At 34.1% G+C, this 26,644-nt stretch carries 32 protein-coding genes; all 32 read right to left on the reverse strand.

All coding sequences use genetic code 11. The features are described from left to right. Positions 1-31: 31 nt before the first annotated feature. Positions 32-1,180, reverse strand: a complete 1,149-nt coding sequence (dxr, locus tag C7437_RS04645; RefSeq protein WP_111438452.1) for a 1-deoxy-D-xylulose-5-phosphate reductoisomerase — start codon at positions 1,178-1,180, stop codon at positions 32-34. Positions 1,181-1,197: 17 nt separating this feature from the next. Beyond that, on the reverse strand, positions 1,198-1,989 hold the full coding sequence (locus C7437_RS04650) for a phosphatidate cytidylyltransferase (protein WP_111438453.1): 792 nt from the start codon (positions 1,987-1,989) through the stop codon (positions 1,198-1,200). Then, complete coding sequence (locus tag C7437_RS04655; protein ID WP_111438454.1) at positions 1,986-2,780, reverse strand: undecaprenyl pyrophosphate synthase; 795 nt, start codon at positions 2,778-2,780, stop codon at positions 1,986-1,988. Before C7437_RS04655 ends, C7437_RS04650 begins: the two co-directional genes overlap by 4 nt. A gap of 133 nt (positions 2,781-2,913) precedes the next feature. Then, positions 2,914-3,471, reverse strand: coding sequence for a ribosome recycling factor (frr, locus tag C7437_RS04660; protein WP_111438455.1), 558 nt, complete (start codon positions 3,469-3,471; stop codon positions 2,914-2,916). Continuing rightward, positions 3,471-4,196 carry a UMP kinase gene (pyrH, locus tag C7437_RS04665; RefSeq protein ID WP_111438456.1) on the reverse strand — a complete coding sequence of 242 codons (726 nt, stop codon included), beginning with the start codon at positions 4,194-4,196 and terminating at the stop codon, positions 3,471-3,473. Before pyrH ends, frr begins: the two co-directional genes overlap by 1 nt. Before the next feature lie 109 nt (positions 4,197-4,305). Beyond that, on the reverse strand, positions 4,306-5,190 hold the full coding sequence (tsf, locus tag C7437_RS04670; protein ID WP_111438457.1) for a translation elongation factor Ts: 885 nt from the start codon (positions 5,188-5,190) through the stop codon (positions 4,306-4,308). Positions 5,191-5,281: 91 nt separating this feature from the next. Beyond that, positions 5,282-5,992 (reverse strand): 30S ribosomal protein S2, encoded by a 711-nt coding sequence (gene rpsB, locus C7437_RS04675; RefSeq protein ID WP_111438458.1) that lies wholly within the window; start codon positions 5,990-5,992, stop codon positions 5,282-5,284. Positions 5,993-6,141: 149 nt separating this feature from the next. Further along, positions 6,142-6,624 (reverse strand): hypothetical protein, encoded by a 483-nt coding sequence (locus C7437_RS04680; RefSeq protein ID WP_111438459.1) that lies wholly within the window; start codon positions 6,622-6,624, stop codon positions 6,142-6,144. Between the two features lie 74 nt (positions 6,625-6,698). Beyond that, positions 6,699-7,472, reverse strand: coding sequence for a FliA/WhiG family RNA polymerase sigma factor (locus C7437_RS04685; protein WP_111438460.1), 774 nt, complete (start codon positions 7,470-7,472; stop codon positions 6,699-6,701). Positions 7,473-7,636: 164 nt separating this feature from the next. Next, positions 7,637-7,852, reverse strand: a complete 216-nt coding sequence (locus tag C7437_RS04690) for a hypothetical protein (RefSeq protein ID WP_111438461.1) — start codon at positions 7,850-7,852, stop codon at positions 7,637-7,639. Continuing rightward, positions 7,852-8,349, reverse strand: a complete 498-nt coding sequence (locus tag C7437_RS04695) for a chemotaxis protein CheD (RefSeq protein ID WP_111438462.1) — start codon at positions 8,347-8,349, stop codon at positions 7,852-7,854. The genes C7437_RS04690 and C7437_RS04695 overlap by 1 nt, the downstream gene beginning before the upstream one ends. Beyond that, positions 8,342-8,980, reverse strand: a complete 639-nt coding sequence (locus tag C7437_RS04700) for a chemotaxis protein CheC (RefSeq protein ID WP_111438463.1) — start codon at positions 8,978-8,980, stop codon at positions 8,342-8,344. Before C7437_RS04700 ends, C7437_RS04695 begins: the two co-directional genes overlap by 8 nt. Before the next feature lie 2 nt (positions 8,981-8,982). Next, on the reverse strand, positions 8,983-9,438 hold the full coding sequence (locus tag C7437_RS04705; protein ID WP_111438464.1) for a chemotaxis protein CheW: 456 nt from the start codon (positions 9,436-9,438) through the stop codon (positions 8,983-8,985). Between the two features lie 33 nt (positions 9,439-9,471). Continuing rightward, positions 9,472-11,538, reverse strand: coding sequence for a chemotaxis protein CheA (locus C7437_RS04710; RefSeq protein WP_111438465.1), 2,067 nt, complete (start codon positions 11,536-11,538; stop codon positions 9,472-9,474). A 13-nt stretch (positions 11,539-11,551) separates the two neighbouring features. Further along, positions 11,552-12,661 (reverse strand): protein-glutamate methylesterase/protein-glutamine glutaminase, encoded by a 1,110-nt coding sequence (locus tag C7437_RS04715; protein ID WP_111438466.1) that lies wholly within the window; start codon positions 12,659-12,661, stop codon positions 11,552-11,554. Between the two features lie 4 nt (positions 12,662-12,665). After that, on the reverse strand, positions 12,666-13,532 hold the full coding sequence (locus C7437_RS04720) for a MinD/ParA family protein (RefSeq protein ID WP_111438467.1): 867 nt from the start codon (positions 13,530-13,532) through the stop codon (positions 12,666-12,668). Then, positions 13,516-14,628, reverse strand: a complete 1,113-nt coding sequence (gene flhF, locus C7437_RS04725) for a flagellar biosynthesis GTPase FlhF (protein ID WP_111438468.1) — start codon at positions 14,626-14,628, stop codon at positions 13,516-13,518. The genes C7437_RS04720 and flhF overlap by 17 nt, the downstream gene beginning before the upstream one ends. Beyond that, positions 14,628-16,658, reverse strand: coding sequence for a flagellar biosynthesis protein FlhA (gene flhA / locus C7437_RS04730; protein ID WP_111438469.1), 2,031 nt, complete (start codon positions 16,656-16,658; stop codon positions 14,628-14,630). The genes flhF and flhA overlap by 1 nt, the downstream gene beginning before the upstream one ends. Positions 16,659-16,682: 24 nt before the next feature. Then, positions 16,683-17,777 carry a flagellar biosynthesis protein FlhB gene (gene flhB / locus C7437_RS04735; protein WP_111438997.1) on the reverse strand — a complete coding sequence of 365 codons (1,095 nt, stop codon included), beginning with the start codon at positions 17,775-17,777 and terminating at the stop codon, positions 16,683-16,685. Beyond that, complete coding sequence (gene fliR, locus C7437_RS04740; protein ID WP_111438470.1) at positions 17,770-18,546, reverse strand: flagellar biosynthetic protein FliR; 777 nt, start codon at positions 18,544-18,546, stop codon at positions 17,770-17,772. Before fliR ends, flhB begins: the two co-directional genes overlap by 8 nt. A 4-nt stretch (positions 18,547-18,550) precedes the next feature. After that, entirely contained in the window at positions 18,551-18,820 is a 270-nt protein-coding gene (gene fliQ, locus C7437_RS04745; protein WP_111438471.1) for a flagellar biosynthesis protein FliQ, read from the reverse strand. A gap of 12 nt (positions 18,821-18,832) precedes the next feature. Further along, on the reverse strand, positions 18,833-19,498 hold the full coding sequence (fliP, locus tag C7437_RS04750; protein WP_111438472.1) for a flagellar type III secretion system pore protein FliP: 666 nt from the start codon (positions 19,496-19,498) through the stop codon (positions 18,833-18,835). Then, entirely contained in the window at positions 19,491-20,201 is a 711-nt protein-coding gene (locus C7437_RS04755) for a flagellar biosynthetic protein FliO (RefSeq protein ID WP_170122308.1), read from the reverse strand. The genes fliP and C7437_RS04755 overlap by 8 nt, the downstream gene beginning before the upstream one ends. After that, positions 20,173-20,535, reverse strand: a complete 363-nt coding sequence (locus C7437_RS04760) for a response regulator (protein WP_111438474.1) — start codon at positions 20,533-20,535, stop codon at positions 20,173-20,175. Before C7437_RS04760 ends, C7437_RS04755 begins: the two co-directional genes overlap by 29 nt. 19 nt (positions 20,536-20,554) lie before the next feature. Next, positions 20,555-21,694 (reverse strand): flagellar motor switch phosphatase FliY, encoded by a 1,140-nt coding sequence (gene fliY / locus C7437_RS04765; protein ID WP_111438475.1) that lies wholly within the window; start codon positions 21,692-21,694, stop codon positions 20,555-20,557. Continuing rightward, the gene (gene fliM, locus C7437_RS04770) at positions 21,687-22,682 is read right to left on the reverse strand and encodes a flagellar motor switch protein FliM (protein ID WP_111438476.1); all 996 of its coding nucleotides are present in this window, start codon (positions 22,680-22,682) and stop codon (positions 21,687-21,689) included. The genes fliY and fliM overlap by 8 nt, the downstream gene beginning before the upstream one ends. A 29-nt stretch (positions 22,683-22,711) precedes the next feature. Then, entirely contained in the window at positions 22,712-23,143 is a 432-nt protein-coding gene (fliL, locus tag C7437_RS04775; RefSeq protein ID WP_111438477.1) for a flagellar basal body-associated protein FliL, read from the reverse strand. After that, on the reverse strand, positions 23,133-23,354 hold the full coding sequence (locus C7437_RS04780; protein ID WP_111438998.1) for a flagellar FlbD family protein: 222 nt from the start codon (positions 23,352-23,354) through the stop codon (positions 23,133-23,135). The genes fliL and C7437_RS04780 overlap by 11 nt, the downstream gene beginning before the upstream one ends. A 68-nt stretch (positions 23,355-23,422) precedes the next feature. Further along, positions 23,423-24,229, reverse strand: coding sequence for a flagellar basal body rod protein FlgG (gene flgG, locus C7437_RS04785; protein ID WP_111438478.1), 807 nt, complete (start codon positions 24,227-24,229; stop codon positions 23,423-23,425). An 81-nt stretch (positions 24,230-24,310) separates the two neighbouring features. Next, positions 24,311-24,691: a TIGR02530 family flagellar biosynthesis protein gene (locus C7437_RS04790; RefSeq protein ID WP_111438479.1), complete on the reverse strand. Its 381-nt coding sequence runs from the start codon at positions 24,689-24,691 to the stop codon at positions 24,311-24,313. A 19-nt stretch (positions 24,692-24,710) separates the two neighbouring features. After that, positions 24,711-25,349, reverse strand: a complete 639-nt coding sequence (flgD, locus tag C7437_RS04795) for a flagellar hook assembly protein FlgD (RefSeq protein ID WP_245909209.1) — start codon at positions 25,347-25,349, stop codon at positions 24,711-24,713. Positions 25,350-25,352: 3 nt separating this feature from the next. After that, entirely contained in the window at positions 25,353-26,618 is a 1,266-nt protein-coding gene (locus C7437_RS04800; RefSeq protein ID WP_111438480.1) for a flagellar hook-length control protein FliK, read from the reverse strand. Positions 26,619-26,644: the final 26 nt, after the last annotated feature.

The raw sequence follows: 26,644 nt of genomic DNA on the forward strand, positions 1-26,644 counted from the left end.
ATTGTAAAACAGCTTGTCTTACATTATTTCATCATTTTAGCATGTTTTGAACTGTTTTTCTTGTTTCAGCATCCACATGTAGAATTGTTTCTAAATCAGGACTTGAAATTTTCACATGTTTAAACATTGCTCGTTCTATGAATTCATCAATTTCTAAAAAACTAATCTTTTCTTGCAAGAATAACGCAACTGCAGCTTCGTTTGCAGCATTTAAGACAGTTGTCATTGTACCACCTATTTTACCTGCATCTATTGCAAGTTTTAAAGCATGGTATCTTGTGTAATTCATTTCTTCAAAATGAAGTTTCCCAATTTCTACTAAATTCAATCGTTTGGCATGTGGGCGATGCAAGCGGTTTGGATAAGAGAGTGCATACTGAATAGGCACTCTCATGTCTGGAGTTCCTAGTTGAGCTATAACACTTGTGTCTTGAAATTCAATCATCGAGTGAATAATACTTTCCCGATGCAACAACACTTCGATATCGTCGTATGAAATATCGAATAGAACATGGGCTTCAATTACTTCTAAGCCTTTATTCATCATAGTTGCTGAATCTATAGTGATTTTAGAACCCATTGACCAGTTCGGGTGATTTAGCGCTTCCTTAACCGTTACATGTTTTAATTGTTCTCTCGTTCGATCTCGGAAGCTACCACCAGAAGCTGTAATGACTAACTTAGAAACATCTGATTTTTTTTCACCATTTAACGCTTGGAATAAAGCTGAATGCTCGCTATCAACTGGAAGGATTGGAACATTGTGTACTTTAGCAGCTTGCATCACTAAGTGACCAGCAGTGACGAGTGTCTCTTTATTCGCAATAGCAATCGTTATACCTTTTTTAATCGCTTCCAGTGTAGGATTTAAACCTACGCTACCTAGGACGGCATTTACTAAAATATCTGCATTGGTATGTGCTGCAATTTGAACAAGACCTTCATCTCCAAATGACACTTGCACCTTAGGAAACTCTTTATGTAATAGTCTTGCATCCTCTTCATGTAAAACGGAAATTGCTTCTACTGGAAATTGTTTCAAAATCTTTCTTGTCTCTTCCATATTTTTACCAACTGAAAAAGCAACTAATTGAAATTCTTCCGGATGGTCTTTTATTATATCCAATGTTTGAATACCAATAGAACCAGTTGCACCTAATAAACTTATTCTTTTCTTCATAAAATAATGTCGTCTCCTTAAATAAAATGTAAAAAGTGCAATAGTGGAAGTACAAATAGTAGACTGTCAAAACGGTCTAAAATCCCTCCATGCCCAGGTAATATTTTACCTGAATCCTTCACATGATAATGTCTCTTAATAGCAGACTCTACTAAATCCCCCAGCTGACCAAATATAGAAGCCGCAATAGTAATACCTATCAATGCTATATACGACGAAGTTAAAGGACTAATCCATTGAATAATAAAAGCTGTTATTAGTGCCCAAACAATACCACCTACAAATCCTTCAACCGTTTTATTTGGTGAAATTTCTGGCCAAAGTTTTCGTTTACCTAATTTCCGTCCTGTAAAATAAGCACCAGAATCTGTTGTCCAAACGATCAATAAAGCATATATCAAATAGGATAATCCAATACTTCTCGTTTCAATAAAATAATAAAATCCAATTCCTACGTATAAAGTTCCTAAAAGTACAAACGCGGCATCATCAAATGTAAAATGATTTTTCACCAAAACTGTATAAATAAGTAGCAAGAAAATAGCTACAAAAAGCCATTCTATTTTCGTGTGACCCGTCACGTCTAATACATCAGTTGCAATGGTTGAAGGCAACAATAATATAAACAATAAAAGCATGGAAACAATACCCGCAAAAGAAAATAGCTTAATTCCTTTCATACGCAAGATTTCATATACCCCAATTGTTGCAATCAGATAAATTAATATAGTAAATACAGGTCCTCCAAATATAACAATGGGAACAAAGAATGCCAAAGCTAATGCACCGGTTATAATTCGTTGTTTCAATTAACTTCTTCCCCCTTAAGGCCACCATACCTTCTATTTCGTTTTTGATATATTTCAATAGCATCCATTAAACATTCTTCATCAAAATCAGGCCACAATGTTTCTGTGAACCAAAACTCAGTATAAGCTAATTGCCAAAGCATAAAGTTACTTAATCGAACTTCTCCGCTAGTTCTAATCAGTAGATCCGGTTCTTTTAAATCTTTTGTCATCAAATGACTGCTGACTAATTCTTCCGTTATATCATTTGAAGAGACCTTACCTTCTTGTACATCATATACAATTTTTTGAACTGCCTGCACAATTTCATCTCTAGAACCATAATTCATAGCAAAATTTAATATTAATCCATCATTATTTGCAGTTTGCTCAACAGCTTTATTAATAGAACTCTTGGTATATTCAGGGAGTGAATCAATATTGCCCATCATTTTCACTTGAACATTTTGCTCCATTAACTCTGGTAAGTATGTTCCCAAAAACTCTTCTGGTAAACGCATTAAAAACTCTACCTCTAACTTTGGCCTTTTCCAGTTCTCCGTTGAAAATGCATAAAGAGTCAGAGTATTAATCCCAACTTCATTTGCAAATTTTGTTATTTTTTTAACTGTCTTCATACCTTCATGATGACCCGCAACTCGCGGTAAGGTTCTTTTTTTTGCCCATCTGCCATTTCCATCCATAATAATAGCAATATGAGAAGGCAATTGTTGGGATTGCGCCACTTGTTTTCTTTCCATCAAATCATTACTTATCATTTTTTTCTTTTTACGAAAAAACTTATTTAGCATACTTAGTCCTCCACTTTACACCTTCTCGAATCATATATATTCTATCATATCAAAAGTCTTCCTATTTTACTTCATAGAATTAAAAAAAGCGCCCCAAATAAAGGACGCTTTATCTTAGCATAAAGTTCAATGATTAAACTTCCATAATCTCTTTTTCTTTATCTTTTGTTATCGTGTCTATTTTTTCAATGTTTGAATCGGTAAGTTTTTGAATTTCTTCCGAATAGCTTCTTAAATCATCTTCTGTAATAGCACCAGATTTTTCTAATTTTTTCAAATCATCATTGCCATCACGACGAACATTACGAATGTTAATCTTCGCCTCTTCTGCCTCTTTTTTCACTTGTTTCACAAGATCTTTACGACGCTCTTCTGTTAAAGCAGGAATGACCATACGAATAAGTGTACCATCATTTGTAGGGTTAATTCCTAAATCAGACTTCATAATCGCTTTTTCGATATCCGCTAAAATTGTTTTATCATATGGTTGGATTGTGATTAAACGTGCTTCTGGAGTTGCTATTCCTGCCATTTGATTGATTGGAGTTGGTGCACCATAATAATCGATAGAGATTTTATCAAGTAAAGAAGCACTAGCACGACCAGCACGAATAGTTGATAATTCTCTACTATACGCAGAAATCGATTTATTCATTTTATCTTTTGTTTGTTCTACAACTTGTTTCGGCATTATGAATTCCTCCTAACGACTGTACCAATAGTTTCTCCCAGAACAGCCTTTTTAATATTTCCTTTTTCCATTATTGAGAATACAATAAGTGAGATGTCATTGTCCATACATAAAGTAGAAGCGGTTGAATCCATTACTTGTAAACCTTGTTGAATTACCTCGAAGAATGATAATTCATCGTATTTTACAGCATTTTTATCTATTTTAGGATCAGCAGAATATACACCATCCACATTATTTTTAGCCATTAGTATAACATCTGCTTCTATTTCAGCTGCTCTAAGTGCTGCAGTTGTATCTGTTGAGAAGTATGGATTTCCAGTTCCAGCTGCAAAAATAACTACTCGTTTCTTTTCCAAGTGACGAATTGCTTTTCTACGTATGTAAGGTTCTGCCACTTGACGCATTTCAATAGAAGTTTGAACACGAGTTTGAATCCCTGCTTTTTCAAGCGAATCTTGCAATGCAAGTGAATTCATAACAGTAGCAAGCATTCCCATATAGTCAGCTGTTGCACGGTCCATTCCCATTTCACTACCTACTTTACCTCGCCAAATGTTCCCTCCACCTACTACGACTGCAACTTCAACACCAAGTTCTACTACTTCTTTTACTTGTTCAGCAACCGATTTAATAATCTCAGGTGAAAGTCCAAAACCTTGTTCTCCAGCTAATGCTTCGCCACTTAGTTTTAAAACGATTCTTTTGTATTGCGGTGTACTCATAGGTATCCTCCATCTCTTTTCTTGAAAAATAGGGAACACAAATTACGTGTTCCCTAGTTGTTTTGTCTATTCCATGAAAAATAAATTAATTATTTTTCACTTTATGTGATTAGTTACCTTTTACTTGGCTCATTACTTCTTCAGCAAAGTTATCTTCACGTTTTTCAATACCTTCACCAACAGCATAACGAGTAAATGATTTTAAGTTACCACCAGTTGATTCAACAAATACGCGAACTTTTTGATCTGGGTTTTTAACGAATGATTGATCTAATAAACAAACTTCTTCGAAATATTTCCCAAGGCGACCTTCTACCATTTTAGCAACGATATTTTCTGGTTTACCTTCGTTAAGAGCTTGTTCTGTTAATACTTTGCGTTCATGTTCTACTTCATCAGCAGATACTTCATCGCGCGAGATGTAAGCAGGGTTTAATGCAGCGATATGCATTGCAACGTCTTTTGCTGCTTGAGCTTCTGTAGACCCTTCAAGAACTGTAAGAACTCCAATACGTCCACCCATATGTAAATATGGACCAAATGCATCTGCATCTGTTTTTGTTTCAATAACAAAACGACGAAGTGTAATTTTTTCCCCAATTTTAGCAACAGCATTAGAAATAACGTTTTCTACTGTAAGACCTTCTTCAATAATTGAAGTTAATGCTTCTTCTACTGAAGCTGGTTCAGTTGCTAATAAATGAGCAGATACTTGTTTTACTAATTGTTGGAAAGCTTCGTTTTTAGAAACGAAATCTGTTTCTGCATTTATTTCTAATAATACAGCTTTATTTCCTTCGACTTGAATAAAAGTAGTACCTTCAGCAGCTATACGATCCGCTTTTTTAGCTGCAGAAGAAAGACCTTTTTCACGTAAAAAGTCGATTGCCGCTTCTAAGTCACCATCTGTTTGTACTAAAGCTTTTTTACAATCCATCATACCTGCGCCTGTTTTTTCACGCAATTCTTTAACCATTTGTGCTGTAACTGCCATTTATAATTCCTCCTAGAAAAATTCTAAATTCTTTTTCTCAAAAAAAGGTGATAAGTGGTTTGGCCGCTTATCACCTTTTAGTAAATGTGTCTTACTCAGCAGCTTCTACTACTTCGTCTTCACCTTGTCTTGCTTCAAGTAATGCATCCGCCATTTTACCAGTTAATAATTTAACTGCACGAATTGCATCATCATTTGCAGGAATTACATAGTCGATTTCATCTGGGTCACAGTTTGTATCAACGATTCCTACTAATGGGATGTTCAATTTAATAGCTTCTGCCACTGCAATACGTTCTTTACGTGGATCAACTACGAACATTACATCTGGAATAGCTTTCATATCACGAATACCGCCTAAGAATTTAACAAGACGCTCATGTTGTTTTTTAAGTTGAACTACTTCTTTTTTAGGAAGAACTTCAAATGTACCGTCTTCTTCCATTTTTTCGATAGCTTTTAGACGTGCAACACGTTTTTGAATAGTACCGAAGTTAGTTAAAGTACCACCTAACCAACGTTGGTTGATGTAGTAGTTACCAGAACGTTCCGCTTCATCTTTAATAGCTTCTTGCGCTTGTTTTTTAGTACCAACGAATAGAACTTTCCCACCGTCTTGTCCAACTTGACGCATGAACTCATAAGCTTCTTCTAGCTTTTTAACCGTTTTTTGAAGATCGATAATGTAGATACCGTTACGTTCAACAAAAATGTATTTTTTCATTTTTGGATTCCAACGGCGAGTTTGGTGACCGAAGTGCACACCAGCCTCTAGTAATTGTTTCATTGATATAACTGACATTTTATTTCCTCCTGATTTGGTTTAGTCTTCCGCATTCATCATCTTTCATTAGCTACTCTATAAATAGAGCACCTGCTAAGTCCATCCGAACTGCGTGTTTATTCATACCGTTTTCTAATATATCATACATGTTCAACACATTCAACTAATTAATCATTAAATTTCAAAAAAAGTTCTACTTCAGTTATTCCAATTTGCAAAAGTTTAGCTATTTCATTTACTGTTTTTCCTTCTTCATTGTAATAGAGAAGCTTTTCTTTGATTGTAATAGGTACCTTTTCCTCATTTATCTTAGCTGTTTTTAAATAACTACTTGCAGCTACTTGTTTAGATACAAAAATTTTCGGCATTTCAAATGTGGGGACATCATCTAATGTTATTTTATCTTGCTCTACTATCTCAGATTGATTAGCAGCATTCATTTCTGTTTTTATTAATTCTTGTAAGAGTCGATTATTTTCATCTTTCATTTCTGCTATATAAGCACCAAAGGAAATTTCCATATCCACTAATAGTTGTTCTTGCTTTTTTTCTATTTCTTTTACTATATTCACTTTGGAAAATAATAGCGTAATCAAATAGAAACTTAGTAGTAGAAATAAAAATAATACGACTAAAATAATAGATGTCATAGTTGCTCCAATCCATTAAAATTTAGGAATTTCAATTTAGTGTTCAATAGCTTTTTATTGCGTATGTTCGATGATTAAACGTTTTTCATTTCGTTTACTAAAAGTTTTCGGAGCTTAAATAAAGCTTTAGAATGTATCTGAGAAATTCTTGATGTGGACAACCCAAGCATCTCACCGATTACAGTTAAAGTTAATTCTTCTGTATAAAAAAGATTTAAAACTAATTGTTCATTTTCGTTTAAATGTTCAATCTGTGTCACAAGATCCTTTATTAATTCTTGTTTCACCATTTGCTGCTCTGGCGTTTTCTTTAAATCATCTCTTATTATAAAGGATTTATTTTCAACCTCATCATTGTTATAAAGTTGTTCATCTATAGACAAAACATTTGCGAAAAAATGCTCTTGAACAGTTTGGTATACTTCCTCCACTGGCAATTCAACAAAATCCGCAATTTCTTCAGGAGTGGCGTGTCTCATAAGCTGATGTTCAAGCTCTTCAATTCTGAGTTCGAGTTTTTTTGATTTCTCTCTAGAAGATCTCGGTAGCCAATCTTCCTTTCTTAATCCATCAATTATTGCTCCTCTAACTCGGAATGACGCATATGTATCGAATTTTAATTCTCTAGAATAATCGAATTTATTGAGTGCATCAAATAATCCCATCATGCCCAAGCTTTTTAGCTCATCTCTCGATATATTTTTAGGGATGTTTGCACCAATACGTTGGACATGATAGGTAACAAGTGGTGTGTATATATGTATAAGTAAATTTCCTGCCTCTGGATCTTTACTATCCGCCCATTGTTTCCATAAAACTAGTTCATCTGCCGAATTATATTTTGACACAATTACCCCCCTCTCTATATCTGATGATTCTATTCATTATAGCAAAAATCGACAAAAAAAAAGGAGCATAGATTTGACTTTCCCTCAATACTAATCTTTATTTATAAGCGACTTTACAATGTTAGCAATGTCCTCAGAAGAATCTTTAGGAGGATATTCCTCTTTTAAAAATCAACATTATCCTCTTCATCCATCACAGGTCCTTTTCTAACATATGCAATTATAGCACGAACAATAAATGTAAAAACAAACATAGCAATCGCTAATATACTGGCATGTGTAAGAATAGGAAATGCATTGGTAAAAGGGAAAGAAACAAAAAAATAAAAGCTAAAGGCTATAAGTGCAGCCCAAAAATTAGAAAGAATCGTCCCCGCCATCAAATATCTCTATTTCCTTGGTTTACCGTTCTTATATTCAATAAAGAAGTAATAGGATCAAACTCGATTGTTCTCCCACTATTTCCACCTGTATCTTCCGAAATAATCGGTATGGAATACTTTTTTAAATACGCTTTTACTGCTTCCACATTTCTAGGTCCTATTCGCATAGAATCTTTATTCGATGAAAATTGAAACATCTGGGCACCACCCGCAATTTTTGCACGCAACTTATATGGTTGAACCCCTTCTAGTTTAAGTTGATCAATCATAACTGGAATACTCGTATCCGCAAATTTCGCGATATTCATATTTTCTATTCTTCCTAGATTAGAATCAGGAAGCATAACGTGAATTAGACCAGCTATTTTAGATTTTTCATCATAAAGAACTACACCTACACAAGAACCAAGACCTGAAGTACGAATTGTATTTGGTGCTTTTACAATGTTCATATCGGCAATACCGACTTTTACTACCTGACCTTGATTAATCATCGTAACTAACTCCTAATGCTTGAAATATTATTTCAAAGGAATCCGGATCTGGCAACAAAAAGAAATGCCCTTTCACACTTTCTTCATTTATCACTTCTTCCTCATTTATCGATGTATCAATAACAATGACATAATCGCTATAATGAGAAACTTCAACTAAACCAAAGCTAATAATAGCCCCCACCATATCAATAGACAATGAAGGAACAGTTGGATAAATCTTAAGCTTTGTAAAGTCAGAAAGAGCAGATAGATAAGAACCCGATAGAATGTTCCCTAACTCCTGCATAGCAGAAGCGCCGATTTCGGAAAACCCTTCCGTTTGAAAATCAAAATTTTCATCTTGGATTAATTTACGAATAAACCGATTAGCTTGCTCTACTGGTAGGATAAAAAACATGCTACCTGAAATATCTCCCGCGAGACGTAGATAAATACCTGCTACCACACTTTCTGGGCCTCCAGCTAAATCCATCATGTCATCGAATGAAACCATTTCAACCTTTGGAACTTTCATATCAATTTTTTTATTTAAAAGAGTAGATAAAGAGGTTGCGGCATGTGCCGCACCAATATTACCTATTTCTTTAAGTACATCTAAATGCATGGATGTAATATTTTTATCATACATATTTATACACCTACCTTAATAGGATTTAGCACTAAATCTAGGTCCAATAAAATCAGTAAACGGCGTTCTATTTTTGCAACTCCTGCAATGAAATCAGACTCTAATCCACCTACTACTTCGGGTTGAGGTTCAATAAGGTCAGTTGGAATATCTAGTACATCATTTGCAGAATCAACGACAATTCCTACTTCCATTTCATTTTGCGTAATAATAATAATTCGTGAAGAATCATCAAGCGAGCTTTCTCCTAGCCCAAAACGATTTTTCAAATCGATAATCGGAGTAACTACTCCCCTTAAATTAATGACACCTTTTACAAATGAAGGGGTTTTAGGTACTCGTGTAATATGAATTAGTTTTTCAATTCCTTGAACCTGACTAACGGGAATAACATATTCTTTATCCGCTAACTGAAAAACTACAACCTTTACAAATGATCCATCTACTACTTCAGTCATATAAACTATACTTCCTTTCTGAGAGAATTTATTTTATTTAATAAGTGCATTACAATCTATAATAAGTGCTACTTTACCATTCCCTAAAATCGTTGCTCCTGAAATAGCAAATACACTAGAGAGATAGGTACCAAGAGATTTTAATACCACTTCTTGTTGTCCGATAAATGTATCTACTACAAGCCCCGCCATTTTTTCACCTTTACGAACAATTACAACTGAAAAATATTTTTCTTCATTAGAATATTTTGGTACCTCAAAAACATCTTCTAAAAAGACAAGTGGCACTACTTTCCCTCTGAAATCAATAACTTTTTGATTATGTGCATTTAATATATCTGAAGGCTTAATAATTGCTGTCTCGATAATAGAAGAAAGAGGTACTGCATAAATCTCTTTTTCCAACTCTACTAGCATTACAGAAATAATAGATAAAGTTAATGGTAATTGAATAGAGAATAGAGATCCTTTACCTTCTGTAGAAGAAATCTCAATTGTACCTCCAAGTGACTCAATTGTTGTTTTCACAACATCTAATCCTACCCCGCGTCCTGAAATATCCGACAGAACCTCCACAGTAGAAAAACCAGAAGATAATATTAACTTTGCGACTTGCTGATCTGTTAGACTAGCGGCATCACTTTCACTTACAACTCCTTTTGATATCGCTTTTTTGAGTACTCTTTGTCGATTAATACCTGCACCATCATCTTCTATTTCTATGTATACATGATTACCACTATGGTATGCTCGAAGAACAACAGTTCCTTCTTCTGGTTTACCATTCGCTTTACGAATTTCTGGACTCTCTATTCCATGATCTAATGAATTACGAATTAGATGTACTAACGGATCTCCTATCTCATCAATAACTGTTCGATCTAATTCTGTTTCAGCCCCTATAATTTCTAAATTTATCTTTTTGTTTAAATCTCTCGTTAACTGTCTAACCATTCTTGGGAAACGATTGAATACGGTCTCCACTGGTACCATACGCATATTTAAAATGATATTTTGCAAATCTCCAGTAATTCGTGACATTTTTTCAACCGTTTCATCTAATTCATTATTATTAATTTCTTTTGATATCGATTCAAGCCTTCCACGATCAATAATTAGTTCCTCAAATAAGTTCATTAAAATATCTAATCGCTCAATATTGACTCGAATTGTTTTGTTACCTATAGCAACTGTTGTCTTACTAGTTGACACTTTTCCCTGTTCTTCCTCATTAACAAAATCTTCCTGCAAATCCTCTTTTACATTTCCTTGAATAAGTTGATTTTGCTCGTTATTTTGAGACTTATCCTTTTGACGAGTTTTCAATTTTTCAATTGAAAATTCATTTACAATTATTTCCGTTACTTCAGAAACTTTCATCAGTTTCTTTTGAACAACCTCTTTTTCTTCCACTGTTACTAAAGCAACTGTAAATGATTGATCAAAATCTTCATTTTCCAGTCTTTCTACAGTAGGAGAAGATTTTATAACATCACCCATTTTTTCTAATAACTCAAAAACCATATACACTCGTGCCGCTTTTAACAAGCAATCATCTCTTAAAGATACAGAAATCTCGAATGTTGAATAGTTTTGTTCAAATGATTGTTGAATTATTGTAAGTTCATAATCATCATAAGATAACAAGTTAGTTTTGCTATTTTCGGCTGATTCAATAGTTTCAATTGGTGCAACAATTGTTGCTGCAAGTGGTATTTCCATTCCAGTTTCGATTGCATGAAGCTTTTGAACTGTTGAGGTAACGTCTAACTTACCCTTTCCTCCTGATGCTATATCTAGTACCATTTCTTCTAATTGATCTACTGCAATAAACACAACATCTAATAATTCAGGCGTTACATGTAGCTTATTGTTTCTAATTTCATCTAATACATTTTCCATTTTATGAGTTAAATTTGCAATATCTTCATAACCCATAGTAGCTGACATCCCTTTTAAAGTATGCGCTGACCGAAACACTTCGTTGACAATTGCAATATCACTTGGATTTTTTTCGAGTATTAATAAATGCTCGTTACAGGCTTGAAGATGTTCCCTGCTTTCCTCTATAAACATCTCTAAATATTGAGTAGTATCCATTAGTAACTCCCCTTTAAGGTAAGTATTGTATAATCATTTTTCCAATTTGGTCTACATCTACGATATTATTCACTAAATTAGTTTCAACAGCAGCTTTCGGCATTCCATAAACAATGCATGTTTTCGCAGATTCGGCAATGGCGACGACATTCCCTTTTGCTTTTAGTTTGTGAAGACCAATAGCACCATCTGAACCCATCCCTGTCATAATAACAACAATTTTATCAAAGTCATTGTACTGACTATTATCCTCAAATAACACATCAACAGCTGGTCGATGCCCTGCTCTTGGAGGTTCGACATCATCTAACAGAATGGAGTATATACTACCAGTTTTTGTTAAACGCATATGATATCCTCCTGGAGCTATATAAGCTTGTCCATCTCGAAGTATATCACCAGTCTCTGCTTCTTTAACAGATATTTCAGATAATTGATCTAGTCGTTGCGCTAAAGATTTCGTGAAGCCAGCTGGCATATGCTGAACGATTAATATTGGTGCTTTGATGTCCTTAGGCAGTTTTGTAATTACTTCTTGTAATGCTCTCGGACCTCCAGTTGAAGTACCTATGAGAATCATTTTCTTCTTAAACTTATTCCAACTAGCTACTTTAGGCATTACTCTAGTTACTGTCTCCGTCTTGCTATTGATAACTACTGAACCAACAAAATTAGTAAGACTTTCTACAACTGGTCTCTCCATCATTGAAATTTTTATAGTTGCAGCATTTTCTACTTTTTCAACAAGTTCACTTTTTATTTTATGTAAATCTAAAGATATGGCACCACTTGGTTTTGCGATAAAATCTACTGCTCCATATTCCATAGCAAGTAACGTACTTTCGGAACTTTTTTTTGTCATGCTAGAGAGCATCACAACTGCAACTGGCGTCTCTTTCATTATTTGCTTTAGTGCATCTAACCCATTCATTATTGGCATTTCAATATCCATAATCACTACATTTGGTTGAAGCAATTTAATCTTTTCAATAGCATCTCGTCCATTTCTAGCGATACCAACTACTTCAATTTTTTCGTTATCTATAAAAAAATCTCCTATTAATTTTCGCATAAAAGCAGAATCATCTACAATCAACAACTTCTTTTTTTGTGAGATATTCAATCTTTTACACCCTTCCAGAAAATATATTTTTCAATTTGGCTATAAAATTACTTTTTTGAGGAAGCTTTTCTTGTACCATTTCAGTATCAGTAAAATTATAAACTATTCGTTGCAGCTTTTTGGTAACTTCTGATTCTGGAAATAATATCGAAAAGGGAATTTGTTGTTTGACAGCAAGCCTTACTACTGTATCTTCAGGTAAAAACCCAAGTATAGAAATTTCTTTTGATAAAAATTTAGACATCGCTAACTTTAAACGCTTTGACGTTTCTAGACCTTCTTCTTCACTAAAAACTCGATTACAAACCACATTCATTTTTTTATCTGGATCTTTAAAATAAATATATTTCATCATTGAATATGCATCCGTAATAGAAGTAGGTTCAGCAGTAGTTATAACGATTATTTCATCAATTGATACTAATAATTCCAATGATTGACTCGTAGCTCCTGCTCCCATATCAAATACAATATAATCATAGCTCTTTTGTAAATATTCGAATGCCGCAATTAAACGGTTAAATACAGGTTCTGTCCATTCTAATATATTTGAAAGTCCTGAACCACCTGAAATATATTTTAGGTTATTAGGTCCGTCGAACATGACTTCCTCTATTGACTTATCACCTACTAAATAATCTTTAAAACTATAAGAAATGGATTCACCTAATAAGATATGAATATTCCCCATACCTATATCCATATCAATTAAAATGACCTTTTTTCCTATGCCACTTAAGATTGTTGTAAAGTTCATCGAAAAATTACTTTTTCCCACTCCTCCTTTTCCACTAACTACAGCAATAGATTTACCTAATTTGTTTTGACTTCGAAGCATTAGCATTCTTAGTTCTTCAGCTTGATCTCTCATGAGGAATCCCCTTTAAGAATAAATTGAGCAAGTCAATTAAACTAGCTTCTACTATATCTTCCGGGACTTCTTGGCCATCCGTGTAATAAGCAAGTCCTTTCTTATATTTAATCATTAAATTAATGATAGCTCCAATAGAATTAGTCTCGTCTATTTTTGTAAAAATAAACTTCTCAATTGGAAAACCTTGGAATTGTTCAATTATTACTTCCATATCGATTTGCTTGGACGTTGTTGAAAGGACAAGAAATGTCTCTGTATTTTCCTCAAAATTAATTAACTTCTGTAAATCTTGAACAAATTTAATTTCTTTATAATTTCTACCTGCAGTATCGATAAATACAACATCCAGATTTTCAAATTTCCTCATTACTTCTTGTAAATCATGTTCATTGTATATAATTTCCATCGGTGCTTGTAGTAACCCTGCATATGTTTTTAGTTGTTCTATTGCTGCAATTCGGTAAGTATCCGTGGTAATAAATCCTACTTTTTTCTTTTTTTCCAAAACTGCTCTAGCAGCCATTTTAGCAATCGTTGTTGTCTTACCTACACCTGTTGGTCCTAAAACATTAATAAATTTTTTAGAATAGGATATTCCACCAAAAGGAACCTCTTGTAATTTTGCAATGAGTAAATTTTGTACAATTTCTTTTTGGACTTCTATTGGTATCCGTGTTTTACTATTATTTAGATGTACGAAAAGCTCATCACTAATTGTTGTGATAAGCTCCTCTTCAAGTTCTTGGTCTGCTAAATAGTTTAAAATAATGTTGAATTCTTCAGGGAATTCTGTTCCCACTTGAGAATGTTTGATAGACTTCACCATTTTTTTTAAGTCTTCCAATTCTTTTTTTATTTCAGTGGAAATTGAATCATTTTTTACTATTTGTGTGCTAGGTGTCCTTGGGGTAACTGGTGCTTCAACTGAATCCATCCCAGCTAATACTTCTATCGTTTTCTTTTTAAATAATCCTAAGAAACCTTTTGAATATAAGACTTTAGAGTTTAATATAACGGCGTCTTCCCCTAAATCTTTTCGAATAAGTTTCATCACTTCTGGCATTGTACTTGCAGAATATTTTTTCGTTTTCATTATATATTCACCACCCCAACGCTTTGTACCTCAATGGAAGATTCTAATTCATTATAAGAAAGAATTGGAACTTGAGGGAAATATCTTTCTGTCATTTGGCGCAAATACATGCGAACTGTTGGAGAACACAAAATAATTGGTGTTTGTTCCATTAACGATGCTCGTTCAATTTCTTTAGCCATAGACTCTAAAATAGTTTGTGAATCATTTGGGTCAATAGATAAATAATTCCCAGTATCTGTTTGTTGAATATTATCAGCGATCATTTTTTCTACTTTTCCTGATACAGTTACTACTTTTAATACGTGACTATTTCCTACAAATTGAGTAGTTATTTGTTTTGCCAATGACTGTCTTGTATATTCAGTTAATACATCAATATCTGAAGTCATTTTGGAATAATCGGCAAGTGTTTCAAAAATAACTGGTAAATTCCTTATTGATACACGTTCTTTTAGTAAATTACTAAGAACTTTCTGTATTTCTCCAACAGTGAGTGGAGTAGGTGTCAACTCATCAACAAGTATTGGATAAGTCTCTCTTATGTGATCAATCAATTGTTTCGTTTCTTGACGGCCTAGTAGATCATGAGCATTATTGCGAATAATTTCAGTCAGATGAGTAGAAACGACACTAGGTGGATCTACAACTGTATAACCGAGAATTTCAGCTTCTTCTTTTACAGTCTCTGTAATCCATTTTGCAGGCAATCCAAAAGATGGTTCAATTGTATCGATACCTTCGATTGAATCATCATCACCAGGACTCATTGCTAGATAATGATCTAATAATAGTTCTCCTCTAGCCATTTCATTTCCCTTTATTTTGAGACGATACTCATTCGGTTGCAATTGAATATTATCCCGTATTCGAACTACCGGAATAACAAGACCTAACTCTAAAGCTAGTTGCCTACGTATCATCACAACTCGGTCAAGCAAATCACCGCCCTGTGATGCATCTACCAGTGGAATAAGTCCATAGCCAAATTCAAATTCAATTGGATCTACATTGAGTAGATTAATAACATTTTCAGGACTTTTCATATTATCCGTTTCTATTTCTTCTTCAAAATCTTCTAAGTCGGCAGGATCCTCTTTACTCGCCCTATTCATCATATATGCCCCAGCTATAAGTGCAATTGAAACTGGAAATGTTAACAGTATTCCAATGGGAGTAACAACTCCTAGAAGAGCAATTGTAGCGGCAGCAACATAAAGAAGTTTAGGCTGATTAAATAATTGACTGGTGATGTCTTCACCAAGATTACCTTTAGATGCTGCTCTTGTTACAACAATACCAGTTGCCGTTGAAATAAGAAGTGCAGGAATTTGTGATACAAGCCCGTCCCCTACAGTCATTGTAGAAAAAAGGACTGCAGCTTCTCCGAAAGGAAGTCCAAATTGTACAACACCAATGATAATACCAAATACAAGGTTAATAAGAACAATAATGATTCCTGCAATGGCATCCCCTTTTACGAATTTTGTTGCACCATCCATCGCACCGTAAAAGTCAGCTTCTCCACTAACTTTTTCACGTCGTTCTCTTGCTTCTTTTTCAGAAATCATCCCAGCATTTAAATCTGCATCAATACTCATTTGTTTACCAGGCATCGCATCAAGTGTAAAACGTGCAGCTACTTCAGATACACGCTCTGCCCCTTTAGTAATAACAATGAAATTTATGATTACTAAAATTGCAAATACTACTAAACCAACTAACATATTTCCACCTGTCACAAACGTACCAAAAGTTTCTACTACAGTACCAGCATCTCCATCGGCTAAAATTGCTCTTGTAGTGGAAACATTAAGTGCTAGCCTAAATAATGTTACTAGTAATAAAAGAGTTGGAAAAACGGAAAACTGTAATGCCTCTTGCATATTCATAGCAGTCATTAAAATAAGTAACGCTATGGCAATATTGATAATAATTAAAAAACTGATTAACCAGTGAGGTAGAGGTATTATTAGCATTGCAACAATCGATATTACAGCTGCTAATACGGTTATATCGCGGACTTGCATATACTCCCACCTCAATCTTTACATTTAAATTTTTTGCTTTATACGGTATACATAAGCAAGCACTTCTGCAATCGCTTTAAAAAATTCATCTGGAATTTTCTGACCGATTTCAACTTGATCATACATTGCACGAGCTAATTCTCGATTTTCTACCATTACTACATCATTTTCTTTTGCAATTAATTTAATTTTTTGAGCGACAAAGTCCGCTCCTTTCGCTACTACAGTTGGGGCATCCATTGATGCATCATCGTATTTTAACGCAATGGCAAAATGAGTTGGATTTGTAATGACTACATCTGCTGTAGGAACTTCTTGCATCATACGACGCATAGCCATCTCTCTTTGTCTTTGGCGGATACGTGATTTTATAATAGGATCCCCATCTGAATTTTTATGTTCATCTTTTATGTCTTGTTTCGACATTTTAAGATTTTTTTCATAATCAAAACGTTGATAAAAAAAGTCTAAGACAGAAATAAATAATAATACGAACGAAGCAGCTATTCCCATCATTCCAGTTAGCCATCCTATAGTAGAAAGTGTATCCCAAGCTGATTTAAATGATAAAGAAAGTACTTGCTCGATATTCATCCATAGTATCAACGTTGTTACAGAACCAATAAACCCTATTTTCATAATTGATTTTAATAATTCGACAATCGCTTTTATCGAAAAAATTCGTTTTAACCCTTTTATTGGATCTATTTTTTTCAAATCAAACTTTAATGGTTCAGTTGTAAATAATAGACCAAATTGAAATAAATTACCTACTATCGCCGCAACTACAGCAACTAACATAATTGGCAATACGATAATTGCCACTTCAATAAGAATATCTGTAAAAATCAGAATTACCGATTCAATTGTTAACGTTTCAACTAACATATATTTTGTAAAAGCCACACTAAAAAAAGAATATATTTCCGATCTTAAAAATCCTGCAAAAAAGAATAAGAAAAGAAAAATAGATAATAGTACAACCGCACTAGTCACATCTGGACTTTTTAATACTTGCCCTTTTTTTCGTGAATCTTGCCTTTTCTTAGGTGTAGCTTTTTCTGTCTTTTCTCCAGCAAAGTACTGTAAGTCTAATCGGAGCTTAAACAATTTAGCCACCACCTAATATAATCATTAAATCTCGCATTGCAATTATCATAATTTCAAACATTTTTTGCATTACCGCTACTAATACCCCCATCATAATAACTAACACTAGAAAACTAACACCAATCTTTAATGGGAAACCTACAACGAAAATATTAAGTTGGGGTACAGTTCTTGCGGTTATACCTAATGCAATATCCACTAAAAAGAGGGTCGCGACAATTGGTATAGACATTTGAAATGCAACAGCGAAAACGCCAGCAAATGTTTTCATGATAAATTCAATAAAATTTTCTTGTCCAAAAGGTGGAAATGAGAGCTCCATTGGGACAAATTGATAACTATAAAAAATACCATCTAATAATAAATGATGTCCATTCAACGCAAGAAGTAATAATAAAGCAATTGTATTTAAAAATTGCCCAATAAGTGGACTTTGAGCACCTGTCTGTGGATCAATAACATTTGCTATGGCAAACCCCATTTGAAAATCAATAAATCCACCAGCGATCTGGATAGCTGACATAATAATAAAAGCAAGTAGCCCAATAAACAAGCCGATAATAACTTCCTTCATAATTAATAATATGTAATCACCATTCACTTCAAAAGGTGCAACATCTAACGTATAATACATCATCCAAGATATCACTACTGCGAATGCAATACGATGTGTACCAGGTATTGATCTATGTGAAAATAGTGGTAAAACAACAAAAAATGCAGATACACGTGCAATAATAAGTAACAGAACAGTTAAATTTGGTAGTATTTCTTCCATTGACTCAACCAATGTATCTTGTCAGATTTTCAAAAATATCAGCTGCATATGAAGTTATTTGTGAAAGCATCCACGGTCCAAAAAAAACGAGTCCTAATAATACTGCAATTATTTTCGGAACAAAAGCTAGCGTTTGTTCTTGAATCTGTGTTGTAGCTTGAAAAATACTTACTGCTAAACCAGTTATTAATGCTATTAATAGAAGAGGACCTGATGCAAGAAGAATGACCCAGATAGCTCGTTCTGCAATCGAAATTACCATTTCATTACTCATTTCGATCAGCTCCTAAAAACTTTGTAAAATAGATTTCATTACTAAATACCAACCATCTACTAATACGAATAACAATATTTTAAATGGTAAAGAGATCATAACTGGTGGCAACATCATCATACCCATGGACATTAAAACACTGGCAACAATCATATCAATAACTAAAAAAGGAATAAAAATCATAAATCCTATTTGAAATGCTGTTTTTATCTCACTAATTGCAAATGCAGGAACCATTATGGTTAATGGGATATCTTCCAATGTTTCTGGTCTCTCTGCTTCTGAATATCGCAAAAACAGTTCCAAATCTTTTTGTCTAGTGTGTTTACTCATAAACTCTTTAAATGGAGCAGAGGCTTTCTCATATGCCTCATCTAATGTAATTTCTTCGTTAAATAAAGGTGTTAATGCTTCTTTATTTACTTCTTGTAACGTTGGAGCCATAATAAAAAACGTTAAGAACAGAGCCAGACCAACCAGCACTTGGTTCGGTGGCATTTGTCCCGTGGCTAATGCTGTTCGAACAAATGATAATATAATAATGATTCGTGCAAATGAAGTCATTAATATTAAAATACTAGGTGCCAATGATAAAACCGTAAGTAAAAGCATTAATTTGATAGACGTAGAAACATTAGATGGATCACTGTCCGAGAAAAACTGGACAAAATCATTCATTTTTTTCGCGCTCCTTTGTCTTCCAATCCTTTAATACTTCACTTCGGTCTTTTTTTACTTCTTGTAATCTTGTTTGAAAAACTTGATCAAAAGTGGGTTTCTTCTTGTCATTATTTTTCGTTTGAGAGGTCATTTCCCTCTTCAAACGACTAATAATTTCAGCGATATATGGGACTGCTTTTCCTATATCTTGTTTGTCTTCATAAATTTTTGTAAGTATTTCAATTTCAGCTGGATCTGTAATTTCTTTTAGTACAGTAATGTCTTCTCCAATACCTACTAATATTAAAGAGTTCCCCACTTGAAGCAGTTGTGCTGACTTTCCTTGACTTAGTCCAACCCCACCTAAATTTTGAATAAGTTGATTTTGTTGGAATGTTTTATTTCTACTATTAACAAATCGGAGTAACCCATATAAAAGTAGAATGACGAATCCTAATGCCAAAATCATTTTTACATAATCCCAAATAGTGATGGATACATTATCTGTCATTTCAGAATCATTTATCTCTGAGAGTGGACTTTCTTCTGTTTCTATTTGATTTTGTGGTTTTTTAAGGTTTTCTTCTACAGTTACATTGGGATCACTTTCAGCATTTACTTCTAAGTCTAATGGCAGAATTAGAAAGAATAAGAGACTTGCAAAAAAGATGGGAAATTTCCTCATCTTCTGCTTACCCGAGTGCTTTAGAAATTGCTTCAATTACACGTTCTGCTTGGAATGGTTTAACGATGAAATCTTTTGCTCCTGCTTGAATTGCATCGATTACCATTGCTTGTTGACCCATAGCGGAACACATAATAATTACAGCGTTCGGATTATTTACTTTAATTTCTTTTAGTGCAGTAATGCCATCCATTTCTGGCATAGTAATATCCATTGTTACTAAATCTGGTTTTAATTCTGCATACTTTTCAACAGCTTGAATACCATCTGCTGCTTCTCCAACTACCTCAAATCCATTTTTCGTTAGTATATCTTTAATCATCATTCTCATAAATGCTGCATCATCAACTATTAATATTCTTTTCGACATGTTACGTCTCCTCCATTGCTTATCTTAAATTATGAATCCGTTGTGCTTGACTTAGGATATCTGTTATTCGAACACCGAAGTTTTCATCAATAACAACTACTTCTCCTTTAGCGATATGTCTATTATTAACTAGAATATCTACTGGTTCTCCAGCTAGCTTATCTAACTCAATAATAGAGCCACTTGTAAGCTCTAGTATATCTTTTACAGTTCTCTTAGTACGACCTAATTCTACTGTTACTTGAAGTGGAATATCAAGTAGTAAATTTAAATTTCTAGATTCATTTTGTGTTAGATTTGACGGTTCAAAACTAGCAAACTGAGCTTGTTGCACTTCTACTTGCTGAACTTGAGGTTTAGGCTGTGAAAATTGCATTTGTTGGGTATTATTTTGAATTGTTGATTGAGTTTCAACAGGTGGAGGGGAAATTTGTACTTTTTCCTCTACAATGGTTGCTGCAACTTCTGGTTCTTCTTCACCGATTAATGATTTCACTAAACCTAACCCAAATTCTAACGGAAGTAATTGCATAATATTTGAATCAATTAAATTCCCAATTTTCAATCGGAAAGATATTTTTATGAGTAAATCATTTGGAATGGCTTCTGTTCCTTCGTTATTTGGTAAATTCATTAAATCGATGGATGGGGGTGAAATGTCGACTTTTTTATTGAATAAAGTTGACATGGATGTAGCAGCTGACCCCATCATTTGGTTCATCGCTTCTTGAACAGCGCTTAACTGAATTTCACTGAGTTCTGGTCTTGGGTCTATCCCATCCCCACCTAACATTAAGTCAGCAATAATGGCCGCATCTGATTGTTTAATAACGAGTAAGTTCATCCCTGTTAATCCCGCAGTGTACTTAACTTGAACTGCAACATAAGGGTGAGGAAATTCTTCTATTAACTTATTACTATTAATCATGTCAATATTAGGCGTTGTAATATCTACTTTTTGACCTAAAAGAGTGGATAATGCAGTAGCAGAACTTCCAAATGAGATATTTCCTATTTCTCCAAGAGTACCTTGCGTAAAAGAGTCTAAGTAATCATCTACATTAATTTTTTCTGACTCTGTATTAACTTCATTGTCTTCAATTAGAGTTCCTCTAAGGAGAGCTTCAATCTCTTCTTGGGAGAGCATATCATCACTCATCATCCTCTCCTCCTTTCACCGTTTCAATGACTTGTACAGCCATTCTATTTTTTAGTTTACCTGGTTGTGCTGTAAATTTTGGTATGCCCCCTACTTTTATAAGCAGTGGATCTACAATCTTTGTATTCAATTGAATAACATCTCCTAATTGTAAATACAACAAGTCTTCAATTGAAATATCCGTTTCACCTAACTCAGCAACTATTGAAATTTCTGCAGATTTTACACGTTTTTCTAATACTTTAAGTTGTTCTGGCGAAACTTCTTTTTTGTTTGACTGCATCCAATATCTTACGGACAGATTAGGAACAATCGGTTCAAGAACTACATGTGGAATACAGATATTAATCATTCCACTAGTTTCACCAACAATAGTATTAAAAGAAATAACAACAACTGTTTCGTTCGGTGAAATCATTTGTAAAAATTGAGGATTTACTTCTAATTCCGTTAATATTGGATCTATGTCCGCAATATTAGCCCAAGCTTCTCGTAAATTAGCAAATGAGCGTTCAAATAGATTTGTCATTATCTTCATTTCAATTTCTGTTAAACTATCAACTTTCGTATATGCTCCACCTTTTCCTCCCATCATCATATCCAACATGGAATAAGCAATATTCGGATTAACTTCCATTAAAATATTTCCTTCTAATGGGGGAACTTCAAAAACATTGATGAGTGTCATATGTGGAATCGAACGGATAAATTCTTCGAAAGGAATTTGATCCACTGATACTACGGATATTTGTACATAAGATCTTAATTGGGCAGAAAAAAATGTGGTTAATAAACGAGCAAAGTTTTCATGTATACGAGTTAAACTACGTATTTGGTCTTTAGAAAATCTTAACGCACGTTTAAAGTCATATACCCTTACTTTTCTCGATTCTTGTTCACTTTTCAACTCATCTGCAGTCATTTCCCCAGTTGAGAGTGCACTTAACAACGCATCTATTTCTGATTGAGATAATATATCTCCAGCCAATCTGCCACCTCCGTTCAAAAAAATTTACTTTACTGAATAATATAAGAAGTAATATACACTTGCTGTACTTCACCAGAATCCATTAATTCATTAATTTTAGTCTTTAGTGAAGATTCAAATGCCACTTTTCCTTCTTTTCCATCCAGTTGTTCTGGAGTCATTTCAGAAAGTTCTGTAATCACTATATTTTTTACTTGAAAATCTCTTTTTGTCAGTTCTTCCCCAGCTTCTAAACTATCCGTTTGTACTTTCAAAGAAATTCGAATGAAGTTTTCTCCGGCTAAATTCGTTGTAATTTCAGCGATATCTACGGAAGATTCTACAATTTCATCAATTGATGGTTTTTCTTCCTCATCACCTTTGTTTAGTTGAGATACGATAAGCAAAGCAATTACACCAATTAAAGTAATACACACTAAAATAATTAGCATAATTGTTAATAGTTTATTTTTATTCTTCATGTCCATCACCTCTTAAGTGGGGATTCGATAAAATATGTATCTGATTGTAAAATTGTGCAGTTTTTCTGGATACCTCTTCTCGAGTTTCTAACACAACGTATTTGTTACTATTCGTCAGTGTTATTGTTGTATCCGGAAAAGATTCTACTTTCTCTATGTATAATGCATTGAGTGAAAATCCTTTACCATTTAAACGAGTTAAATTTATCAATATAAAGGGCCGGGCCATAATAGGAACGGCCCAACCCTCCCTTACCATAAATTTATGATTCTGTTAAATTATCGTTTTAAGTTAATTAGCTCTTCTAAAATGGAGTCAGATGTTGTGATAATACGAGTGTTTGCTTGGAACCCACGTTGTGCAACGATCATGTCCGTGAATTCTTCAGATAGATCGACGTTCGACATTTCTAGGAAACCAGAGTTGATAGTTCCAAGTCCTTCTGTTAATGCTATACCAGGAGATGGTTCACCTGAAGAAGGAGATTGTCTATAGTAATTTGAACCTTCCTTAGTAAGTCCACCATTATTCGGAAATTTCGCTAACTGTATTTGACCTGCATCTATAAGTTCTCCAGCTTCGTCAACATAAGTAACTGTACCATCTTGACCAATCGTCATACTTTGTGATTCTACAGGAATTTGAATAGATCCATCCTCGCCCACTAAGTACTTACCATCTGAGTTAACTAAATATCCTTCACTATCCATATAGAAGTTCCCTGCTCTTGTATATAATCTATCATCTTCTAAACTACCATCATTGCCATCAGCTACTTGAAAGAATCCATCTCCAGAAATTGCTAGATCCAAGGTATTACCCGTTGTTTGAAGTGAACCACCAGAGTGAATTGTGTCAATTGCTGCAAGTTGAGATCCTAAACCAATTTGTTTAGCATTAACTCCAGCTCGAGTTTCTGTAGGAGCTGTGGCACCTGCAGTCGTTTGTGAAATTAAATCTTTGAAAACTGTACGACCTTTTTTGAATCCGTATGTGTTTACGTTAGCGATGTTGTTACCTATTACATCAAGTTTTGTTTGAAAGTTTTTTAAACCTGAAATACCTGAGTACATGGAACGAATCATTTATTGTTTCTCCCTTCAATTTGCGTGCTAGCTTCAATCAGTCCACTGCACATAGCACCCTTTTTCAGGTCCTGCTATCTATTAGTTCAGCACAATAGTGCCGTCTATATTTGTAAATAATTGATTTTTCGCTTCCGTGCGATCCATCGCAGTAATCACTGTTGCATTTTTTGCACTTACGATTAATGCTGCTTGATCCATCAATACTAATGAGTCATTCACACCTTTTGAGCGAGCTTCTGATACTTTTTCACTCACAAGCTGCCATTCGGCTTCTGATATGTGAATATTTCGTTCAGCTAAACGCTGATTAGCATGTTTACTTACCTTCAACTCAGTTTTTACAGTTGCTTCTTGCAAATGCTGTGAAAACGATTGTTTTGGCGAAGTAACTTGTTTAGTAGTTAGCGATTGACGAATAGTTGTTTGCAGTGGAACGCGATTTAAAGAAATTTTGTCCATTGCATATCTCCGTTCTAATTTACTTTATTGAATTAATTTGATCAGCAGAAATACTCAACTCACTAAGATTGAACACGATATTACCGTCTTTTTTAGATACCGATTCAACTTGTCCAGACACTTCACCGTTGTCACTTGAGTAACTTACTGTTTTTCCAATCATCATACTTGCTTCTACTAGACTATTTGAGCTTGTACTACTAGACAATACTTCTGATATATTACCTGGTGTAATGACTTTCCCACCATCTAAAGTAAATTCTATATTTCCTTCTAGAAACTTAACTCCAGTTATTGCTCCAGTACCCTCATTTGTAAGTGGTTTACCATCTGCATCTAGCTCTTCCGTCAGTTCATGCCACTTTACATCTTTACCAACAAAATTACTATACTCAATCATTTGCGTTTGTTCTTGAGCTTCTGCAAATTTTTCAAATGCTGTTGTTAAATTTGTCATTTGCTCCAGAGAAGAGAATTGCGCCATTTGTGCAATGAATTGTGAGTCATCCATTGGTTTGGTCGGATCTTGATTTTGAAGTTGTGTCATTAAAATTTTCAAGAATGCGTCTTTACCAAGATTACTATTTCCAGTAGTTTTTGTTGGAGCTTTTTTTGAAGACAAATACATACTATCTGTTATTGCAGTCATTTCTGCCATCTGTTAATCCTCCATTTCTTTTAAAAAGTCTTCAAAAGTAGAAAGGTCTTCCTTCTCATCTTGCTTTGATTCTTTTTGCTGTTGTTGTTGCTGTTGTTTAAAAGACTCATTAAATGCTTGGTTTCTGTCTTGTCTCGATGTATCTTGCAATGCTTGTGTAATTTCAAGTCTTTCCACTTGAATATTTTGATTCATTAATCCTTGTTTTAATTGACCGGACTGTGAATCAAGCATTTCTTTACCTAAAGCTGTGGATGCAAGCATTCTCGCCGTTAACATTCCATCTTTTTGAATTAATTCAATCCGAATCGTTCCAAGATGTTCTGGATAAAGCTTAATAACTAATCTATTTGCTCCTCCTGCTTGCCCAAATTGAGCTCGATTCATCGCTTTTTGTAACTCTTTTACAAGTTCTTCCGTTTGAGCGGGTTTTCCCGTTAGTAAAGTAACAGAAACAGCTTCAACTTTTGTTTGTACAATCGTTGATGATTGACCTTGTATATTTGAAGTCACTTCTTTTACCTCTACAACTGTTTCGGTTGGTGAAGTTACTTGTTTAATAACAACTTGTTTCATTGATTGATCCAAGGTAAGGTGGTTTGTAGCAGGTTTCGAGAAATTTTCACTTACACCACTAATTTGAGAAGTCGTTTCAAATAGTAACTTTTGCTTACCTTTAGTTGATATTACAGTGTTTACTTCTTTAGAAATCATTTTTTTCAAATCATCTACAAGTCGACTTATATCAAATAGTGTAGATTCTTGTTTTAGCGTCAAATCAGATTTCTTTCCAATAAGTTGCACAACTTTCAGTAATTGCACTGCTTGCTTTGCTTCTACTGGAGTGGCAGGACCTTGTCCATATAAAGATTGGACGATTATATTACTCAATTGACTAGCTTGTTCATTGATCCCAGCTAATAAATCCCACACATTGGATTCTGTAAGTTCGTCATTTATATCCGTTTCTTCATCTAAAAGCTTATTTAATAGGCCTTTTAGTTCTTTTGTATTAACTGACAATTCTTTTGATCCTAATATATTTTCGACTTGTTCCAGTGATTCTGCACCTAAAATAGAAAGTAGTTCTTGTATAATATTTTGTTGAGATTCATCTGGTATTTGTACAACTGGTTTTTGCACTTGCTGGTTAGATAATATTTGACCAAAAACATGTCCAAATATTTGTTTACTTTGCATGGGTGTTTGTTGTTGACCTTTTGGTTGAATCGCAATATTTCCCGTATTTGTGATTGTTGCGGTATTCACTCTTTCACCTCCCTTCAAATTTACAA

This window comes from Psychrobacillus insolitus, from assembly GCF_003254155.1.
Lineage (GTDB): Bacteria > Bacillota > Bacilli > Bacillales_A > Planococcaceae > Psychrobacillus > Psychrobacillus insolitus.

Coding starts and splice junctions, on each gene's coding strand:
- dxr (WP_111438452.1), bottom strand. CDS start 1,180: ATGAAGAAAAGAATAAGTTTATTAGGTGCAACTGGTTCTATTGGTATT.
- C7437_RS04655 (WP_111438454.1), bottom strand. CDS start 2,780: ATGCTAAATAAGTTTTTTCGTAAAAAGAAAAAAATGATAAGTAATGAT.
- frr (WP_111438455.1), bottom strand. CDS start 3,471: ATGCCGAAACAAGTTGTAGAACAAACAAAAGATAAAATGAATAAATCG.
- pyrH (WP_111438456.1), bottom strand. CDS start 4,196: ATGAGTACACCGCAATACAAAAGAATCGTTTTAAAACTAAGTGGCGAA.
- tsf (WP_111438457.1), bottom strand. CDS start 5,190: ATGGCAGTTACAGCACAAATGGTTAAAGAATTGCGTGAAAAAACAGGC.
- rpsB (WP_111438458.1), bottom strand. CDS start 5,992: ATGTCAGTTATATCAATGAAACAATTACTAGAGGCTGGTGTGCACTTC.
- C7437_RS04680 (WP_111438459.1), bottom strand. CDS start 6,624: ATGACATCTATTATTTTAGTCGTATTATTTTTATTTCTACTACTAAGT.
- C7437_RS04690 (WP_111438461.1), bottom strand. CDS start 7,852: ATGGCGGGGACGATTCTTTCTAATTTTTGGGCTGCACTTATAGCCTTT.
- C7437_RS04695 (WP_111438462.1), bottom strand. CDS start 8,349: ATGATTAATCAAGGTCAGGTAGTAAAAGTCGGTATTGCCGATATGAAC.
- C7437_RS04700 (WP_111438463.1), bottom strand. CDS start 8,980: ATGTATGATAAAAATATTACATCCATGCATTTAGATGTACTTAAAGAA.
- C7437_RS04705 (WP_111438464.1), bottom strand. CDS start 9,438: ATGACTGAAGTAGTAGATGGATCATTTGTAAAGGTTGTAGTTTTTCAG.
- C7437_RS04710 (WP_111438465.1), bottom strand. CDS start 11,538: ATGGATACTACTCAATATTTAGAGATGTTTATAGAGGAAAGCAGGGAA.
- C7437_RS04720 (WP_111438467.1), bottom strand. CDS start 13,532: ATGAGAGATCAAGCTGAAGAACTAAGAATGCTAATGCTTCGAAGTCAA.
- flhF (WP_111438468.1), bottom strand. CDS start 14,628: ATGAAAACGAAAAAATATTCTGCAAGTACAATGCCAGAAGTGATGAAA.
- flhA (WP_111438469.1), bottom strand. CDS start 16,658: ATGCAAGTCCGCGATATAACCGTATTAGCAGCTGTAATATCGATTGTT.
- fliR (WP_111438470.1), bottom strand. CDS start 18,546: ATGGAAGAAATACTACCAAATTTAACTGTTCTGTTACTTATTATTGCA.
- fliQ (WP_111438471.1), bottom strand. CDS start 18,820: ATGAGTAATGAAATGGTAATTTCGATTGCAGAACGAGCTATCTGGGTC.
- fliP (WP_111438472.1), bottom strand. CDS start 19,498: ATGAATGATTTTGTCCAGTTTTTCTCGGACAGTGATCCATCTAATGTT.
- C7437_RS04760 (WP_111438474.1), bottom strand. CDS start 20,535: ATGTCGAAAAGAATATTAATAGTTGATGATGCAGCATTTATGAGAATG.
- fliY (WP_111438475.1), bottom strand. CDS start 21,694: ATGAGTGATGATATGCTCTCCCAAGAAGAGATTGAAGCTCTCCTTAGA.
- fliL (WP_111438477.1), bottom strand. CDS start 23,143: ATGAAGAATAAAAATAAACTATTAACAATTATGCTAATTATTTTAGTG.
- flgG (WP_111438478.1), bottom strand. CDS start 24,229: ATGATTCGTTCCATGTACTCAGGTATTTCAGGTTTAAAAAACTTTCAA.
- C7437_RS04790 (WP_111438479.1), bottom strand. CDS start 24,691: ATGGACAAAATTTCTTTAAATCGCGTTCCACTGCAAACAACTATTCGT.
- flgD (WP_245909209.1), bottom strand. CDS start 25,349: ATGGCAGAAATGACTGCAATAACAGATAGTATGTATTTGTCTTCAAAA.